Source organism: Phenylobacterium sp. (assembly GCF_030651755.1).
In the GTDB taxonomy this organism is placed as follows: domain Bacteria; phylum Pseudomonadota; class Alphaproteobacteria; order Caulobacterales; family Caulobacteraceae; genus Phenylobacterium.
Genome location: NZ_JAUSBZ010000157.1, coordinates 1 through 15885 on the forward strand (window position 1 = coordinate 1; position 15885 = coordinate 15885).

The following is a 15885-nucleotide window of genomic DNA, read 5'->3' on the forward strand; positions in this document are numbered from 1 at the left end:
ACGATCATCTCGCGGTCGCCGACGCCTCGCTTGACCAGGGGCAGCTCCATCACCCCTTCGGTGGGACGGGGATTGCCCATGACCAGGGCCCAATAGGTCTTCTGCGCCTTACGGCGGGCGAAGGCGCCGGCCAGCTTCGCCGCCGCTGACGGGGTCTTGCCCAGCACCAGGACGCCGGATGTGTCCCGGTCCAGACGGTGGACCAGCCGCGGCCGCTGCAGCCCCTCCCCCCAGGCGCCCAGGAGGCGGTCCACATGGTTCTTGGTCTTGGTGCCCCCCTGGACCGCCAGACCCGAAGGCTTGTTGAGAACCAGGACCTCTTCGTCCTCGTAGATGACCAGACCCTTCACATAGGCCACGTCACGGGGGTGTAGCTCGATGGTCTTGCTGTCGCCCTTGGCCGGCGCGTCCGGCAGGGGCGGCACCCGCACGGTCTCGCCCCCTTCCAGCCGGGTGTCGGGCTTGGCGCGGGCCCCGTCGATGCGGACCTGGCCCGAGCGGATCAGCTTGTGCAGCTGGCCCTGGGTGAGGTGGGGCCAACGGCGGCGGAACCAGCGGTCCAGGCGAACCCCGCCCTCGGCGGGATCGACCACCATGTTGCGGACTTCACGCATCAGGCGAACCTGCGCATCAGCATCAGACCTGCAAAGAGCGCCGTGATGGACAGCAGCACTGAGACCAGGACGTAGCCCAAGGCCTCGCCATAGGCGCGGCGCTCGATCATCAGCACTGTCTCGAAGGAAAAGGCCGAAAAGGTGGTGAACCCGCCCATGAGGCCAACCCCCACCAGGAGCCGTAGCCGCTCGTGATCGGTTCCACCCCGCTGGGCCAGCCAACCGATGAAAAGCCCCGTCAGGAACCCGCCGGAGACGTTCACGACCACCGTGCCCACGGGCCAACCGACCCCAAAGCGATGCACGCTCGCCAAACCGACCAGGTAGCGCGCCACCGCGCCAAACCCGCCGCCCACCGCGACCAGAAGGAGCTTATCCATGGCCCCTTATGCCGGGCCAGGCTTCGCCGCGCCACGTCAAGATTGCAGGATGGCCCTAAGCGTTCGGTCGCAGGGAGTCGCGGACGCCACGGGCGTCATAGGCGTTGGGGTCAGCAGGACGCTGTCCCTGCCCCATCACCACCTCCAGGCTCTGCACCAGGGCCGGCCCGCCGCCCAGGGAGAGGCTGGTGCCGACGCCGACGCCTATGGCGGTGCGACCGCCATAGGACCCGCCGCCTGTACCCAAGGAGACCCGCGGCCCGCCCCCGGGGCGTCCGGAGGAGGCGCGATCTGTGATTCGAAACCAGTCATAGCCCTCGGCCAGGGTCAGTTCGGCGGCCCGCAGCAGCGCATAGTCGGCCACCTGCTGGGGCGGGGCGCCAGGCCCCCCCTGATAGGTCACTCGAAAACGCCCAGGTTCGATCCGATATTCGGAAAACCCGGCGCCCCGGGGGCCATAGGCTGGCCCATAGGGCGTCCCCGCCATGGCGCAGCCGCCGAGGATGGCTAAAAGGGAGAGGCAGGCGAGAACACGCTTCATGCCGCCTATAACGTCCGGCCGCTACCGCTGTTCCGCTGGACCTCGCCGCTCGGGGAGGGTCAATCCCAGGGCCGCGCAAAACTCGCTCATGTCGGCCGGCGGCGGGGCTGTAATGCGGCGGCGTTCCCCGGCCGGGAGGGGCACATCCAGGGCCGCAGCGTGCAGCATCAATCGAGACGCCGGCCGGCCGCCCAGGCTGAGGGCTCCGCCATAGCGCACATCCCCGGCGATCGGTCGTCCGATGGCGCCCAGATGGACCCGAAGCTGATGCATGCGGCCGGTCTTGGGCGAGAGTTCCAGCAGGGCGGCCTCCGCGCCGACCGACAGGGTCCGATAGCGGCTCTCGGCCGTTTCGGCGCCTTCAGCCTCCGGAGAACAGATACGCATATAGGCCTCGCGCCCGATTTCCTCCCGGCGCATGGGCAGGTCGATCAGGCCCTCGGGGGGCTCCGGCGCGCCAGGGGTGACGACGGCCAGGTAGGTCTTGCCAAAGCGGCGGGCCATCATCGCCTTGCCCAGCGCCGAGGCGGCCGGCTTCGTCTTGGCGGTCAGGATGACGCCCGAGGTGTCCCGGTCCAGGCGGTGGATCAGTCTTGGCCTGGCCTTGCCTGGCTTGGCGAACGCCCAAAGGAGCTCATCAAGGGTATGGACTTGGCCGCGGCCGCCCTGGCTCGACAGCCCCGAGGGCTTGTTCAGCGCCAACAGGTCGTCATCCTCGTAGATCACCATGGAGCGGACCCAGGCGATTTCGTCGGCGGACAGGCGGATGGGAGCGGGCGCCTCTCTTACGGCGCGGGGTCCGGCGGGCCGGGTCATCCCTGGGACTTCCGGGCGCGAAGCTCCGCCCAACGATCAAGCCGCGCCTTGATCGGCCCCTCGGCCCCCTCGCCCTTGGGGCGATAGAAGACCGGGCGCTCCATGTCGTCGGGGAAGTAGTTCTGGCCCGAGAAGCCTTCCTCGGTGTCGTGGTCGTAGGCATAGCCCTTGCCATAGCCGAGGTCGCGCATCAGTCGGGTGGGCGCGTTGCGGATGTGGGCCGGCGGCATCAGGGAGCCGGTGTCCTTGGCCGCCTTTTGGGCCGCCTTGAAGGCTGCATAGACGGCGTTGGACTTGGGCGCGGTGGCCAAATGCACCACCAGTTGGGCCAGCGCGATCTCGCCCTCGGGGCTGCCCAGGAAGTCGTAGGTGTCCTTGGCCGCATTGGCGAGGACCAGCGCCATGGGGTCGGCCGCGCCGATGTCCTCGGCCGCGGTGCGGATCAGTCGCCTGGCCAGATAGAGCGGGTCCTCCCCGCCCCCCAGCATGCGCGCCAGCCAATATAGCGCCGCGTCTGGGTCCGATCCGCGGATCGACTTATGCAGGGCCGAGATGAGGTTGTAGTGTTCCTCCCGGTCCTTGTCGTAGGCCGGGCTGCGCTTCTGCAGGATGGCGCCCAGCTCCTTTGTCGACAGCGCCTTGGCCGTGCCGATGTTGAACAGGGTCTCAGCCAGCGTCAGCAGATAGCGGCCGTCCCCATCGGCCAACGCCACGAGCGCCTGGCGGGCCTCGGGCTCCAGCGGCAGGGAGCGGCCCTCGAAGGCCTCGGCCTTGGCCAGCAGCGTGGTGAGCGCCTCGTCGTCCAGGCGCTTGAGCACGAAGACCTGGCAGCGCGACAGCAGCGCCCCGTTCAGCTCGAAGGACGGGTTTTCGGTGGTGGCGCCCACCAGGGTGACGATCCCCTCCTCCACAAAGGGCAGGAAGCCGTCCTGCTGGGCGCGGTTGAAACGGTGGATCTCGTCGACGAACAACAGGGTCGACTGGCCGGCCAGCCGCCGCGCCCGGGCCTGCTCGAAGGCCTTCTTCAGGTCGGCCACGCCGGTGAAGACCGCCGAGAGCTGCTGGAACTCATAGCCCGCCGCCTTGGCCAGCAGCCTCGCGATCGTGGTCTTGCCGGTGCCGGGCGGCCCCCAGAGGATCATGGAGGCCAGGCGGTGGGCCTGGGCCATGCGGCCGATGGGACCGTCCTCCCCCAGCAGGTGGTCCTGCCCCACCACTTCGCCCAGGGTCTGCGGGCGCAGGCGGTCAGCCAGCGGCGAGGGCGCGTGCGGGGTCAGCCCAGCGGCTTCGAAGAGATCGGCCATCGGCGACTCATAGCAAATGCAGGTCGCCCTCGCCGCAACCACTTGGGGGCAGGCTCGACAGCCCGATGGGCCTAGCCGACGTCAGCTTTCGGCTCCGGGCGTCGGGACCACCTGCGACCCATTGCAAACCTGCCGGACGAGATGCATTTTCGAACGATGTCCGACCTAGACCAAGTTCTCGCTGACGCTCGGCGGTGGATTTTCACGCAGCCTGAGCCGCAGGAGGGCTCAGCTAGCTGGTATGGCTTCAACAACCTTCGAACGTTCATCGCCTCGCTGGAGGCCGACGCCTCTGCCCTTGGGCTTGAGCGAGCCTGCCACGCCCTGGGTTGGCACATCTCCGATCAGTACGGTGCTTACGAAGAGTTGCCGATTATCGCGCAGTTCAATGATCGCGTGAGGAGGATATCCAAAGAGATGCGACGGAGCGGCTAGGCCCGCTTTCCACCCATCTCATACACTCAGAACTTCGGCTTGAAGGCGAGCCTGGACAGAGCGACGGCCGCCTCCCCTAGAGCCGGAAGTTGGCGGTCACTGGCTGGCCGTTGCGCTGGATGGTCACCTGCCAGGCGCCGGCCTCGGCGCCGGCTGTGGCGACGGCCACCAGGTCGCGGACATTGCGGATGTCTCGGCCATTGACCGCCCGGATCATGTCCCCGGGACGCAGGCCGGCGTTCATGGAGAAGCCGCGGCCCACACGAACCACCATCACACCGGGTCCCTGGAAGGGATCGACCCCCAGTTCGTCGGCCACGGCCGGCGACAGATTGACCACGGTGGCGCCGTCGAAGGGGTTGCGTCCGCTCAACACCTGCTCGTCCCGGGCGGGCGTCGCCGGGGGCGCCTCGGTGCGCAGGCTGAGATCGGCGGCCGCGCCGTTTTCCCGGCGGACGCCCAAACGCAGGCTCTCGCCCAGGCGACGGGTGCCGACCGCGTAGTTGAGGCCGCCCACATCGCTGACCGCCTGCCCATCGACGCTGAGAATGACGTCGCCCTGGCGGAGACCCGCCCGGGCCGCCGCGCCGCCGGGCCAGATGTCGGCCACGAGCACCCCCTGCGGCGCGCTCATGCCGATGGAGCGGGCGATCTCGGCGGTGACGGTCTGGGTCCGCGCCCCCAGCCAGGGGCGCTCCACCCGCTGGCCGCCGCCGACGGCGGTCTCGACCACACGGCGCACCATGGCCGCGGGCATGGCGAAACCGACCCCGCTGGAGGTGCCCGAACGGGAGACGATGAAGCTGTTGATGCCGATCAGGTCCCCGTCCATGTCCACCAGGGCGCCGCCGGAATTGCCCGGATTGATCGCCGCATCGGTCTGGATGTAGCTGGCGGCGGCGTCCCCGCTGGGGTCGGCGGTGCGGTTGAGCGCCGAAATGATGCCGTTGGTCACCGTCTGGCCCACCCCGAACGGGTTGCCGATGGCCAGGACCAGGTCGCCGACCTGCGCGTCCGTGGTGTCGTCAATGGCCAGGACCGGCAGGCGCTCCTCGCCCAGCTCGATCTTCAGAACCGCCAGGTCGGTGCGGGGATCGGCTAACAGGAGCTTGGCCGGAAACTCCCGGCGGTCGGCCAGGGCGACAATGATCTCCTGACCGCCGGCGACCACGTGGTTGTTGGTGACGATCACCCCGTCAGCGCGAACGATGACGCCCGAGCCCAGGGAGCCCTCAACCCGCCCCGGAGGCGCGCCCAAGCCAAACAGATCCCAGAAGGGGTCGGCCTGACGCCGCACGAGGCGTTTGGCCGAGATGTTCACCACGGCGGGGGCCGCCTTCCTCACCACGGGCGCAAACGAGGTCTTCATGTCCGCCGCCGTTTCCGGGGGCGAGCGGGTCGGTTGGGCGAGCGCGGGCTGGGCCTCGCTACGGCCGGCCGGGTCGGTGCAGGCCGCCAGGAGGACGAGGGCCGAGAAGAGCAGGCGTGCGGCGCGCATGGCGTCTCCGTGGAACTGTCTGGCCTTGCCGTTTGGCGAAGCTTTCGGGCGCAAAGATGACGAGCCTATAGCACAGGGTTCGGCGGGGCGGCGGCGGGGGCGGCCAGCGGGGCCCGCGCGACCCGGGTTCCCAGGATCAGGGCGATGACCAGCAGGGCTGAGGCCAGATAGATGGCCAGGCCCGGCGCCTGCAGCTGGTCGGCGTGGCGGATCGACCAGGCGAAGGTCAGGCCGAACATGGCGGGGCCGACCATGGAGGCGATGCCCTGCAGGCTCTGATTGGCGCCCTGCAACTGCCCTTGCTGGTCCGGCGCCACACGACGGGTCATCAGGCCCTGGAGGCCCGGCATCAGGAAGTTCATCAGGGCGAAGACCGGCACGCCCGCCAGATAGAGCAGGCCCGTGGGCGCGAACCCGTACCAGGCGAACCCGATCGCCCCGGCCGCCGCCCCCAGCATCAGGGCGCCCCGCTCGCCGATGCGGGCCACGACCGGCCCCACCAGCAGGGTCTGGACGATCACGCCGGCCAGGCCGGTGGCCATCATGGCCAGGCCCATGACCGAGGGGCTCCAGCCATAGCGGTAGCCGGTATAGAGCACGAAGATGGCCGGCAGCACCGTGTGGGCCAGCTGGAACAGCAGGCCGATGGTGGCCAGGCCCAGCAGGTCGGGATGCGAGCGCAGCAGGCGCAGTGAGCCCAGGGGGTTGGCCCGGGCCAGATCAAAGCTCTTGGTGCGACGCTCCGGCGGCAGGGACTCCGGCAGGACGAACAGCCCATAGAGTCCGTTGATCAGGGCGAGGCCCGCGGCCACATAGAAGGGCAGACGCAGATCGATGTCGCCCAAGGCGCCGCCGACCGCTGGGCCGATCAGAAAGCCGAACGAGAAGGCCGAGCCCATCCAGCCAAAGGCCTTGGCCCGACCCTCCGGCGGGGTGACGTCGGCCACATAGGCCCCGGCGGTGGCGAAACTGGCCGCCGTCATGCCGTTGAGGATCCGCCCGACCAGCAGCCACATGAGATTGGGCGCCAGGGCGATGATGATGAAGTCCAGGGCCAGGCCGAAGATCGACACCAGCAGCACGGGCCGGCGGCCGATGCGGTCGGACAACAGGCCGAGCAAGGGGCCGCAGATGAACTGCATGGCGCCCCAGGTGACGGCGAAGACGACGTTCCACTCCGCGGCCTGGGCCGTGTCACCGCCGGTGAAGGCCTTGATCAGGTTGGGCAGGACCGGAATGATCAGGCCGAACGAGATGCTGTTCATCAGCGCCGTGGCGAAGATGAAGCCAAAGGCCGCCCGCCCGCCGCCAAATCGTCCGCTCACCGCGTTCATCGCCCCTCACCCCGCAACGCCACCACGCGTCCCCCTCGGACACTCAGAAACAAAAACGGAACGACCCCTACGCCCCTGTGACCCGGACGTCCAGGCTCGCCAACTGCGCCCGCCACCAGTCCGCCAGCCGCATCTGCAGGACCTGGTCGGGGAAGCCGTGCCGGGCCGCGCTCTCGGCGGGAACCCGGGTGAACCCTCGGTGTTCGACGCTGACCCGGGTCTCAGTCCCCATGGCCTGGAAGGCGACCTCCACCTCGGTCGTCAGGTCAGGGGGGAAGCTTGCCTGGCGCCAGGAAAAGACCAGTCGGGTTGGCGGCCTCCAGACGAGGATACGGCCGATCTCAAAGACCTTTCCGCTGGCCAGGGTCTCGGTGAGGCGTCCGCCCTCCCCGCCGTCAAAGGCCAGCCGGCCCGGGGCCCGCGGGGTGGTCTGGAACAGGGGGCTTGGTCGCCACCACTGATCGATTTCTTCCACGAACGCCTGAAAGGCCCGTTCCGGCGTCGCCTTCACCCGCAGGGCCACATAGACCTTGGACGTCAAGTTTCCGCCTCCAGATGGGCCTTGAGCGCCATGAGCTGAGCGCTCCACAGTTTTTCGCTCTCCTCCAGCCAGGACATCAGCTCCACCATCGGCTGCGGCCTCAGAGCGTAGATGCGCACTCGCGCGTCGAAGGCTGGGTGGGATTCCTCGACCAAGCCTGTCTGGCGCAGAGTCTTCAGATGGCGGCTCATGGCCGGCGCCGACAGTCCCACCGCACGGGCCAACTCCCCCGCCGGACGCGGCCGCTCCCGCAGCAGGTCGATCACCTGGCGTCGATGGGGATCGGCCAGGGCCGCCAGGGTCCGGTCCAGGGCCGCGCTCATCGGTTTTCCGTGGGGCGCAGGCGGGTCCGGGTTCCCAGCTTCTCATCCCAGTCGGCGATCGACATGGGCGCCACCGTCTGGCCGAACGACCAGATGTGCCCCTCAAGATCCAGCGCGATATAGCTGCGGTCGCCATAGGGCTGGGTCTCCAAGGGGCGGATGATCTGCGCCCCGGCTGACACCGCGGCTGCATGGTGGGCGTCGATGTCGCTCTCCATCTGCAGGTGGACCGACTGGGTGTTGCGGCCTCCGACGTCGCCGGGGACGGCGTGGCGGTCCGACCAGGCCTTGGCGACCCCAATGGTCTGTCCCCCGAACGCCATCTCGGCATGAACGAGGGCGCCGGCGCCATCAGTGACGTAGACTCGCGGCTCAAGCCCGAAGGCCGTTTCCAGCCAGAGATAGGCCGCCGCCGGGTCGGCATAGGAGATGTAGGGGGTGACCGCCGACCGCGGCGCCTCAGTCGTCCTGGCGTCGCCCTCGGAAACCTTTTCCACCTTCAGGCCCGTGGCGGCTTCCATCTCGGCGACCGGGACCGTCCGTTGCGCCTGGCTGAAGCACCAGACATGACCATCCAGATCCAGGGCGCGATAGGTTCGCGCGCCATAGAACTGGTCCTCCGGCGCCTGGGTGATCTCGGCGCCCGCCGCGCGGGCCTGGGCGCAATGGGCGTCGAGATCGAGGCTGGGCGGCAGCGCCAACCAGCAGAGTTGGGTGGCCTGGCCGTCCAGCGCCGCGGGGCTGACCAGGCGCGCAGGCCCCAGCGGTCCGCCGGACCAGGGACCGGCGACGCCGATCCGGGCGCCATGGAACCCCATCTCAGCGTGGGCCACCCCACCCTGCTCGTCAGTCAGCAAGGTGGTGACTTCAAAGCCAAACGCAGCCTCCAGCCAGTCCAGGGCCTGCCGGGGATCGCGATAGATGGGTGTCGCTGTGAGCTGCGCAGCGTCCATGGCGAGTTCCTTTCCCATTTCTAGAATAGTTCACCACATACACAATCATCTCGTCAATGGAAGGCCCGTCCGCCGCGACGCCGCCCCTCAGTCTGGCGCCAGGCCCGGCGAAAGGGCCACGGGGTCACCCCGGTTGGAGCGGCGCGCAGGGCCAGAAGGCGGGTCAATAGCCAGTAGACAGCCACACGCTCGATCCGCGGCAGTTCCACGCCAGACCGGAAGGCTGGCCCTGCTGCGCCAACGACCGCGGCCAGGGCGACTAGATCGCCGGACATGAAAAAACCCCCAGGCGTCGCCGCCCGGGGGTCTTCAGATTCATCGGATCAGCAGGACCTTAGTCCTCGCCGTAGACCTCGGCCTTGGGGCCGCTGTCCTTGCCCTTTTCGGACGGGTCGCGGTCCACGAACTCAATCACGGCCAGGGGGGCGTTGTCGCCGTAGCGGTAGCCGGCCTTGAGCACCCGGATATAGCCGCCATTGCGGGCGCCGTAGCGCGGGCCGAGGGTCGAGAACAGCTTGCCCACCTGCTCGACGTCACGGACGCGGCTGATGGCGATACGACGGGCGTGAAGATCGCCGCGCTTGGCCAGGGTCACCAACTTTTCGACGAAGGGACGCAGTTCCTTCGCCTTGGGCAAGGTGGTCACGATCTGCTCGTGCTTGATGAGGCTGGCGGCCATGTTGGCGAACATGGCGGTCCGGTGGGCGCTGGTGCGGCCCAGTTTACGGTGCGCATAACCGTGACGCATATGTGTGTCTCCTGGGCTTGCCGCCCGCCTGGCGCGCCCCCTTTTGTGGGGCGGCGCCTTGTCTCACCAATCCCAGCCTGCTCCCGCCTGGGTCATTACGAAGCGCTGGGACCCTCCACCGCTGGTGCGGCTTCCCGGGGCCCTGGCCGCCGAAGCGACCCGAAGTCAGCGCGGATAGGTCTTACATCTGGTCTTCGAACTTCTTGGCCAGGTCTTCGATGTTTTCCGGCGGCCAGTTGGGCACATCCATGCCCAGGTGCAGCGCCATGCCGGCGAGGACTTCCTTGATCTCGTTCAGCGACTTGCGGCCGAAGTTCGGGGTGCGAAGCATCTCGGCTTCGGTCTACTGGATCAGGTCGCCGATATAGACGATAGTGTCGTTCTTCAGGCAGTTGGCCGAACGGACCGACAGTTCGAGCTCGTCGACCTTCTTCAGCAGAGCCGGGTTGAACGGCAATTCCGGCTTGGCCTCGCCTTCGACCTTCTTCTTCGGCTCTTCGAAGGTGATGAAGATCTGCAGCTGGTCCTGGAGAATGCGGGCGGCATAGGCCACCGCATCGACCGGGCTCACCGCGCCATTGGTCTCCACTTCCATGATCAGGCGATCATAGTCGAGGCTCTGGCCCTGGCGGGTGGGCTCGACGCGGTAGGCGACGCGCTTGACCGGCGAATAGAGGGCGTCGACGGCGATCAGACCGATGGGCGCATCCTCAGGCCGGTTCATCTCGGCCGGGACATAGCCCTTGCCGCTCTGGACGGTGAACTCCATCCGCACATTGGCGCCGTCGTCCAGGGTGCAGAGCACATGGTCGGGGTTGAGAATCTCGATGTCCGAGGGGGTCTCGATCTGGCCAGCCGTCACCACGCCCGGACCCGTGGCGCGCAGGGTCATGCGCTTGGGGCCTTCGGCGTGCATACGCACGGCCAGTTGCTTGATGTTCAGCACGATGTCGACGACGTCCTCACGGACGCCTTCGAGGGAGGAGAACTCGTGGACCACGCCGTCGATCTGGACGGCGGACACGGCCGCGCCCTGAAGCGACGAGAGCAGCACACGCCGCAGGCTGTTGCCCAACGTCACACCAAAGCCACGCTCGAGAGGTTCAGCGACGATGCGAGCCTTGCGGCTGGCGTCGGAACCGGTCTCGATCTGCGGCTTTTCGGGACGGATGAGCTCGTTCCAGTTTCTTTCGATCACGGATGGGTGTCCCTAAACGCAGGATCGCCGGCCGCGAAACGCGGGCCGGCGTTGGGGGATGCGAAAGCCAGTCCTTAGACGCGCCGGCGCTTGGGCGGACGGCAGCCATTGTGCGGAATGGGCGTCACATCACGGATGGTGGTGATGGTCATGCCAACCGACTGCAGCGCCCGCAGGGCCGATTCCCGTCCCGAACCCGGGCCGGAAACGTTCACTTCCAAGGTCTTGACGCCATGCTCGGCGGCCTTGCGGCCCGCATCCTCGGCCGCCATCTGGGCGGCGTAGGGGGTCGACTTCCGCGAGCCCTTGAAGCCCATCATCCCGGCCGAAGACCAGGAGATGGTGTTCCCCTGCGCATCGGTGATGGTGATCATGGTGTTGTTGAACGAGGCGTTCACGTGCGCGACGCCGGAGGTGATGTTCTTGCGCTCACGCCGTTTGACGCGCGCCGGTTCTTTGGCCATCGGCTAAGCTCTCTTATTATTTCTTCTTGCCGGCGATCGGCTTGGCGGGGCCCTTGCGGGTGCGCGCATTGGTGTGGGTGCGCTGGCCACGGACCGGCAGCCCCTTGCGGTGGCGCAGGCCGCGATAGCAGGCCAGGTCCATCAAACGCTTGATGCTGACCGCCGTATCACGGCGCAGGTCGCCCTCGACAAGATAGTCGCGGTCGATGGTCTCACGGATTTGCAGGACCTCGGCGTCCGTCAGCTGGTTCACGCGCCGCGCGGGCTCGAGACCAACCTTCTGGACGATTTCGGCGGCCTTAGCCTGACCGATGCCGTGGATGTACTGCAGCGCGATCACGACGCGCTTGTTAGTCGGAATGTTGACGCCTGCGATGCGGGCCACTGGGGTAATCTCCTGGTCACGCAGAGATGCGCGAACGGCGCCTGGCGACCCTAAGGTTGCCGTGCGTCCTTCGCGCCCTTTCGCGGAAGCGCCCCGTTATATGGATCGTTGCGTTTCCGTCAATGGCGGAACGACACATTTCTGTGCGCTCCGATGGGCGAAGGTGAAGACTCCGGGTTGCGCCGGGGCCTTCGAATTGGGTTGCGTGGGTCCCGCGCGCCTAGGCGCGCGGAGCCCCCATGGCCCGGTCGATGGCCTGGGCCACCGCCTCGATCGTCTCCATGCCGTTCACCTGAACCAGTTTGTTCTGGTCCTGGTAGTAGGGCAGCAGGGGGGCGGTCTGGTCGTTATAGGCCCCAAGGCGAACCTTGAAGCTTTCGGGATTATCGTCGGGTCGGCCGGTTTCCGCATAGCGGCTGGCGATCCGATCCATCAGAGCCTGGTCGTCAACCTTGAGTCGGATGACCAGGTCAATCTTTGCGCCACGCTTGGACAGCATGGCGTCCAGGGCCTCGGCCTGGGCCAGCGTCCGAGGGAAGCCGTCGAAGATGGCGCCGCCGGCCTTCTCGGCCTCTGGCAGGCGTTCCTCGATCAGGGCGATGACGATCTCATCGGAGACAAGTTCGCCCCGCTGCATGATCCCCTCGACCCGCTTGCCGAGCTCAGAGCCCGAACTGATGGCGGCGCGAAGCATGTCGCCGGTAGATAGCTGGACCATGCCCTTCTCGGTGACCAGGCGCTTGGCCTGTGTCCCCTTCCCCGCCGCCGGCGGTCCGAACAGAATCAGATTCATTTCGAAATACCCTCCCCCACCGGCCGGAAATGGCGCGGCTTGTGCGAGCGGCCCTTGTCAGGTCCGTCCGCGACCGCCCCGCAGCTTCGACTTCTTGATGAGGCCTTCGTACTGGTGGGCGAGCAAATGCGATTGGATCTGGGTCACGGTGTCCATGGTGACCGTGACCACGATGAGGATCGATGTGCCCCCGAGATAGAAGGGCGCGTTGTAGAAACCGATCAAAGCCTCAGGCAGCAGACAGACAATGGTGATGTAGGCTGCGCCGATCACCGTCAGGCGGGTCAGGACATAGTCCAGATATTCCGCCGTTCGTCGTCCGGGCCGTATCCCCGGCAGGAAGCCGCCGTATTTTCGGAGGTTCTCGGCCGTGTCGTCCGGATTGAAGACGATGGAGGTGTAGAAGAAACAGAAGAAGACGATCAGCGCCCCGTAGAGGAGCATGAACAGGGGCTGGCCGTGCTGCAGCGCGCCCACGGTCCCGGGCAGCCACTGGGCCCAAGGCGGCAGGTCTGCGGTCGCCAGGAAGCCCATGACCGTCGTCGGCAGCAGCAGCAGGCTGGAGGCGAAGATCGGCGGGATGACCCCGGCGGTGTTGATCTTGAGCGGCAGGAAGGAGGTGTCGCCCCCCACCATGCGGTTGCCCTGCTGGCGCTTGGGATACTGGACCAGGAGTCGCCGCTGCGAGCGCTCCATGAAGACGATGGCGATCACCACGCCGATGGCCAGGGCCATGATCAGCAGCATGCCGACCCCGGACAGGGCGCCCGTGCGGGTCATGGAGAACATCTGCCAGACCCCCCGCGGCAGCACCGCGACGATACCGGCGAAGATGATCAGCGAAATGCCGTTGCCAACCCCGCGGCTGGTGATCTGCTCACCAAGCCACATGAGGAACAGGGTGCCGCCGGTAAGGGTGACCACGGTGGAGATGACGAAGAAGGGACCGGGGTTCTGAACCAGGCCCTGACTGGCGGAGAGGCCCATGGCGATGCCGAAGGACTGGAACACGGCCAGTACGACCGTCAGATATCGGGTGTACTGGTTGAGCGTCTTGCGACCAGCCTCCCCGCCCTCTTTCCGGAGCTTCTCCCACGGCGGATAGACCGCGCCGAGCAGCTGCACGATGATCGAGGCCGAGATATAGGGCATCACGTTCAGGGCGAAGATCGCCATACGTTCCACGGCGCCGCCGGAGAACATGTTGAACATGCCCAGAATGCCGCTGGCCTGGCCTTCAAAGGCCTGGGCGAAGGCGATGGGATCTATGCCCGGAATCGGGATGTAGGTTCCCAGGCGATAGACGATCATCGCCAGAAGGGTGAAACCGATCCGCTTGTGCAGCTCCGTCGCCTTCTGAAAGGCGCCGAAGTTGAGATTGGCTGCGAGTTGTTCGGCGGCCGAAGCCATTTAGATCCCCGCGTCTAAGAACCGGTCACACATAGGGGAGGCCCGGGCGCATGTCATCCGGCCAAGGCCAGAAGTGCGATGAAAGCGCCCCTGCCCCCGCCGGTCGCCTGGCGGGAAGCCGGTGCGCTCATGGGCGTCCGTCGGCCTCAGCCTTCCGATTCGGCTTCAGCCTGCGGGCGCAGGGTGGTCACCTTGCCGCCCGCCTTTTCGATCGCGGCGATCGCCGAGGCCGAGGCGGAATAGACGGTGATGTCGATCTTGGACGTGATCTCGCCCTTGCCGAGGAGACGGACACCGTCCTTCTCCCGACGCAGAACGCCCGAAGCCACCAGGGCCTTGGCGTCGATGGCGGATTTCGCATCGAGCTTGCCGGCTGCGATGGCCTGCTCCAGACGCCACAGGTTCACCTCAGCGAAGTCCTTCGCGCGGTGAACATTGAAGCCGCGCTTGGGCATGCGCATGTGCAGCGGCATCTGACCGCCTTCGAAGCCGGCGATGGAGACGCCGGTCCGGGACTTCTGGCCCTTGACGCCGCGGCCGCCGGTCTTGCCCTTGCCCGAACCCGGGCCACGGCCAACGCGCATGCGGCCCTTGACGGAGCCTTCGCGGGGCGAAAGTTCATTGAGCTTGGTCATAGTCGCCTCTCCTGACGAGATCTGGCGCCGGGGCCAAAGCCCCGACTCGGCTGTAAACGAGACCCCCATATGGGGGCGAGGGTCTTGGGGTGGAAGGCCTAGAGCATGATGCGATCAGACGGAACCGTCTGATCGTTGAATCATGCTCTAAATCCTGAAGTTAGAGCGCGTATCGCTCCGATAACCGGTTCCCACTTATCGGTACGCGCTCTAGCCTTCCACCACCTCAACCATGTGCTGAACCTTGCGGATCATGCCCCGGATGGACGGGGTGTCGTCCAGGGTGGCGACGCGGCCCACGCGGTTCAGGCCCAGGCCCACCAAGGTGGCGCGCTGGTCCTTGGCCCGGCGGATGGGGCTGGCGGTCTGACGAACAGTGATGCTGGCCATATCGCTTATCCTTCGGCGTCGGCGGCGACGGCGCTTTCGGCCGAGGCGCCGTCGGAACGGCGGCCGATCACGTCGCTGACCTTCTTGCCGCGCTTGGCGGCGACCTGGCGCGGAGACGCCTGGGCCTTGAGGGCCTCAAAGGTCGCGCGCACCATGTTGTAGGGGTTGGACGAGCCCACCGACTTGCCGACCACGTCCTGGACCCCAAGGGTTTCCAGAACCGCGCGCATCGGACCGCCGGCGATGACGCCGGTGCCGGGAGGCGCCGCGCGGACCATCACCTTGCCCGCGCCCCAGCGGCCATTGCCGTCGTGGTGCAGGGTGCGGCTCTCGCGGAGCGGCACGCGGATCATGGACTTCTTGGCCTCTTCGGTCGCCTTGCGGATGGCTTCAGGCACTTCACGCGCCTTGCCATGACCAAAGCCGACCCGGCCCTTCTGGTCGCCCACAACCATCAGGGCGGCGAAGGAGAACCGACGGCCCCCCTTAACGGTCGCCGCGACGCGGTTGATGTGCACCAGCTTTTCGACGATGTCGCTATCGGCGCGATCGTCTGCGGGGTTGCCGCGATTGCGGTCCCGGCGATCGCCGCCGCCGCGTTCGTTTCCACGAGCCATTCGCTTACCCTTAGAAGTTCAAGCCGGCTTCACGCGCGGCATCGGCCAGCGCCTTGATCCGGCCATGAAAAATGTAGCCGCCCCGATCGAAGACGACGTCCTTGACGCCCTTTTCGATAGCACGCTGGGCGACCAGGGCGCCAACGCGAGCCGCGGCGTCCTTGTCGGAGCCCTTGGCCGGCTTGTCGCCTTCCAGGGACGAGGCCGCGGCCAGGGTTACGCCCCGTTCATCATCGATGACCTGGGCGTAGATGTTCTTGTCCGAACGGAAGACCGACAGACGCGGACGGCCGTTGGAGAGCGCGCGAAGACGCCGGCGATTCCGCTCGGCGCGGCGCTTGGAGGTGTCACGAGGAGAGAGCGCCATGGCTTACTTCTTCTTGCCTTCCTTACGACGGACCTTTTCGCCCGCGTAACGAACACCCTTGCCCTTATAGGGCTCGGGCGGACGGATCCGGCGAATGCGGGCCGCAGTCTCGCCGACCAGCTGCTTGTCGATGCCGCTG

The 15885-nt window shown here is 67.1% G+C and carries 21 protein-coding genes and 1 pseudogene; all 22 read right to left on the reverse strand.

From position 1 onward, the window contains the following. Positions 1 to 614, reverse strand: a 614-nt coding sequence (locus Q7V15_RS15470; protein WP_304756687.1) for an RluA family pseudouridine synthase, incomplete at its 3' end; no start/stop codon positions are given. Further along, complete coding sequence (crcB, locus tag Q7V15_RS15475; protein WP_304756688.1) at positions 614 to 994, reverse strand: fluoride efflux transporter CrcB; 381 nt, start codon at positions 992 to 994, stop codon at positions 614 to 616. The genes Q7V15_RS15470 and crcB, both read right to left, overlap by 1 nt. A gap of 55 nt (positions 995 to 1049) precedes the next feature. After that, positions 1050 to 1535, reverse strand: coding sequence for a hypothetical protein (locus Q7V15_RS15480; protein WP_304756689.1), 486 nt, complete (start codon positions 1533 to 1535; stop codon positions 1050 to 1052). A gap of 21 nt (positions 1536 to 1556) precedes the next feature. Next, positions 1557 to 2351, reverse strand: coding sequence for an RluA family pseudouridine synthase (locus tag Q7V15_RS15485; protein ID WP_304756691.1), 795 nt, complete (start codon positions 2349 to 2351; stop codon positions 1557 to 1559). Continuing rightward, on the reverse strand, positions 2348 to 3655 hold the full coding sequence (locus Q7V15_RS15490; protein ID WP_304756694.1) for a replication-associated recombination protein A: 1308 nt from the start codon (positions 3653 to 3655) through the stop codon (positions 2348 to 2350). The genes Q7V15_RS15485 and Q7V15_RS15490 overlap by 4 nt, the downstream gene beginning before the upstream one ends. A gap of 511 nt (positions 3656 to 4166) precedes the next feature. Next, complete coding sequence (locus Q7V15_RS15495; RefSeq protein ID WP_304756695.1) at positions 4167 to 5588, reverse strand: Do family serine endopeptidase; 1422 nt, start codon at positions 5586 to 5588, stop codon at positions 4167 to 4169. A gap of 65 nt (positions 5589 to 5653) precedes the next feature. Next, entirely contained in the window at positions 5654 to 6922 is a 1269-nt protein-coding gene (locus tag Q7V15_RS15500) for a TCR/Tet family MFS transporter (RefSeq protein ID WP_304756696.1), read from the reverse strand. Between the two features lie 67 nt (positions 6923 to 6989). After that, positions 6990 to 7463: an SRPBCC domain-containing protein gene (locus tag Q7V15_RS15505; RefSeq protein WP_304756697.1), complete on the reverse strand. Its 474-nt coding sequence runs from the start codon at positions 7461 to 7463 to the stop codon at positions 6990 to 6992. After that, a complete protein-coding gene (locus Q7V15_RS15510) occupies positions 7460 to 7786 on the reverse strand; it encodes a helix-turn-helix transcriptional regulator (RefSeq protein ID WP_304756699.1) in 327 nt (108 codons plus the stop codon). Before Q7V15_RS15510 ends, Q7V15_RS15505 begins: the two co-directional genes overlap by 4 nt. Then, positions 7783 to 8739, reverse strand: a complete 957-nt coding sequence (locus Q7V15_RS15515) for a glyoxalase/bleomycin resistance/extradiol dioxygenase family protein (protein WP_304756701.1) — start codon at positions 8737 to 8739, stop codon at positions 7783 to 7785. Before Q7V15_RS15515 ends, Q7V15_RS15510 begins: the two co-directional genes overlap by 4 nt. 53 nt (positions 8740 to 8792) lie before the next feature. Continuing rightward, the gene (locus Q7V15_RS15520; protein ID WP_304756702.1) at positions 8793 to 9014 is read right to left on the reverse strand and encodes a hypothetical protein; all 222 of its coding nucleotides are present in this window, start codon (positions 9012 to 9014) and stop codon (positions 8793 to 8795) included. 59 nt (positions 9015 to 9073) lie between these two features. Next, positions 9074 to 9487, reverse strand: a complete 414-nt coding sequence (gene rplQ, locus Q7V15_RS15525; protein WP_304756703.1) for a 50S ribosomal protein L17 — start codon at positions 9485 to 9487, stop codon at positions 9074 to 9076. Between the two features lie 181 nt (positions 9488 to 9668). Continuing rightward, positions 9669 to 10685 (reverse strand): annotated as a pseudogene (locus tag Q7V15_RS15530) (DNA-directed RNA polymerase subunit alpha). A 74-nt stretch (positions 10686 to 10759) separates the two neighbouring features. Further along, a complete protein-coding gene (gene rpsK / locus Q7V15_RS15535) occupies positions 10760 to 11149 on the reverse strand; it encodes a 30S ribosomal protein S11 (protein WP_183777088.1) in 390 nt (129 codons plus the stop codon). Between the two features lie 16 nt (positions 11150 to 11165). Beyond that, the gene (gene rpsM / locus Q7V15_RS15540) at positions 11166 to 11534 is read right to left on the reverse strand and encodes a 30S ribosomal protein S13 (protein ID WP_293319335.1); all 369 of its coding nucleotides are present in this window, start codon (positions 11532 to 11534) and stop codon (positions 11166 to 11168) included. 220 nt (positions 11535 to 11754) lie between these two features. Beyond that, positions 11755 to 12327, reverse strand: a complete 573-nt coding sequence (locus tag Q7V15_RS15545; RefSeq protein WP_304756704.1) for an adenylate kinase — start codon at positions 12325 to 12327, stop codon at positions 11755 to 11757. A 57-nt stretch (positions 12328 to 12384) separates the two neighbouring features. Beyond that, positions 12385 to 13737, reverse strand: a complete 1353-nt coding sequence (gene secY / locus Q7V15_RS15550) for a preprotein translocase subunit SecY (protein WP_304756705.1) — start codon at positions 13735 to 13737, stop codon at positions 12385 to 12387. Between the two features lie 146 nt (positions 13738 to 13883). After that, entirely contained in the window at positions 13884 to 14372 is a 489-nt protein-coding gene (rplO, locus tag Q7V15_RS15555) for a 50S ribosomal protein L15 (protein WP_304756706.1), read from the reverse strand. A 210-nt stretch (positions 14373 to 14582) separates the two neighbouring features. Then, complete coding sequence (gene rpmD, locus Q7V15_RS15560) at positions 14583 to 14762, reverse strand: 50S ribosomal protein L30 (protein WP_370689829.1); 180 nt, start codon at positions 14760 to 14762, stop codon at positions 14583 to 14585. A 5-nt stretch (positions 14763 to 14767) separates the two neighbouring features. Continuing rightward, positions 14768 to 15379, reverse strand: coding sequence for a 30S ribosomal protein S5 (rpsE, locus tag Q7V15_RS15565; RefSeq protein ID WP_293319343.1), 612 nt, complete (start codon positions 15377 to 15379; stop codon positions 14768 to 14770). 10 nt (positions 15380 to 15389) lie between these two features. Further along, a complete protein-coding gene (gene rplR / locus Q7V15_RS15570) occupies positions 15390 to 15746 on the reverse strand; it encodes a 50S ribosomal protein L18 (RefSeq protein WP_293319345.1) in 357 nt (118 codons plus the stop codon). 3 nt (positions 15747 to 15749) lie between these two features. Further along, positions 15750 to 15885 (reverse strand): 50S ribosomal protein L6 (gene rplF / locus Q7V15_RS15575; protein WP_304756709.1); only part of this gene is annotated, 136 nt, incomplete at its 5' end.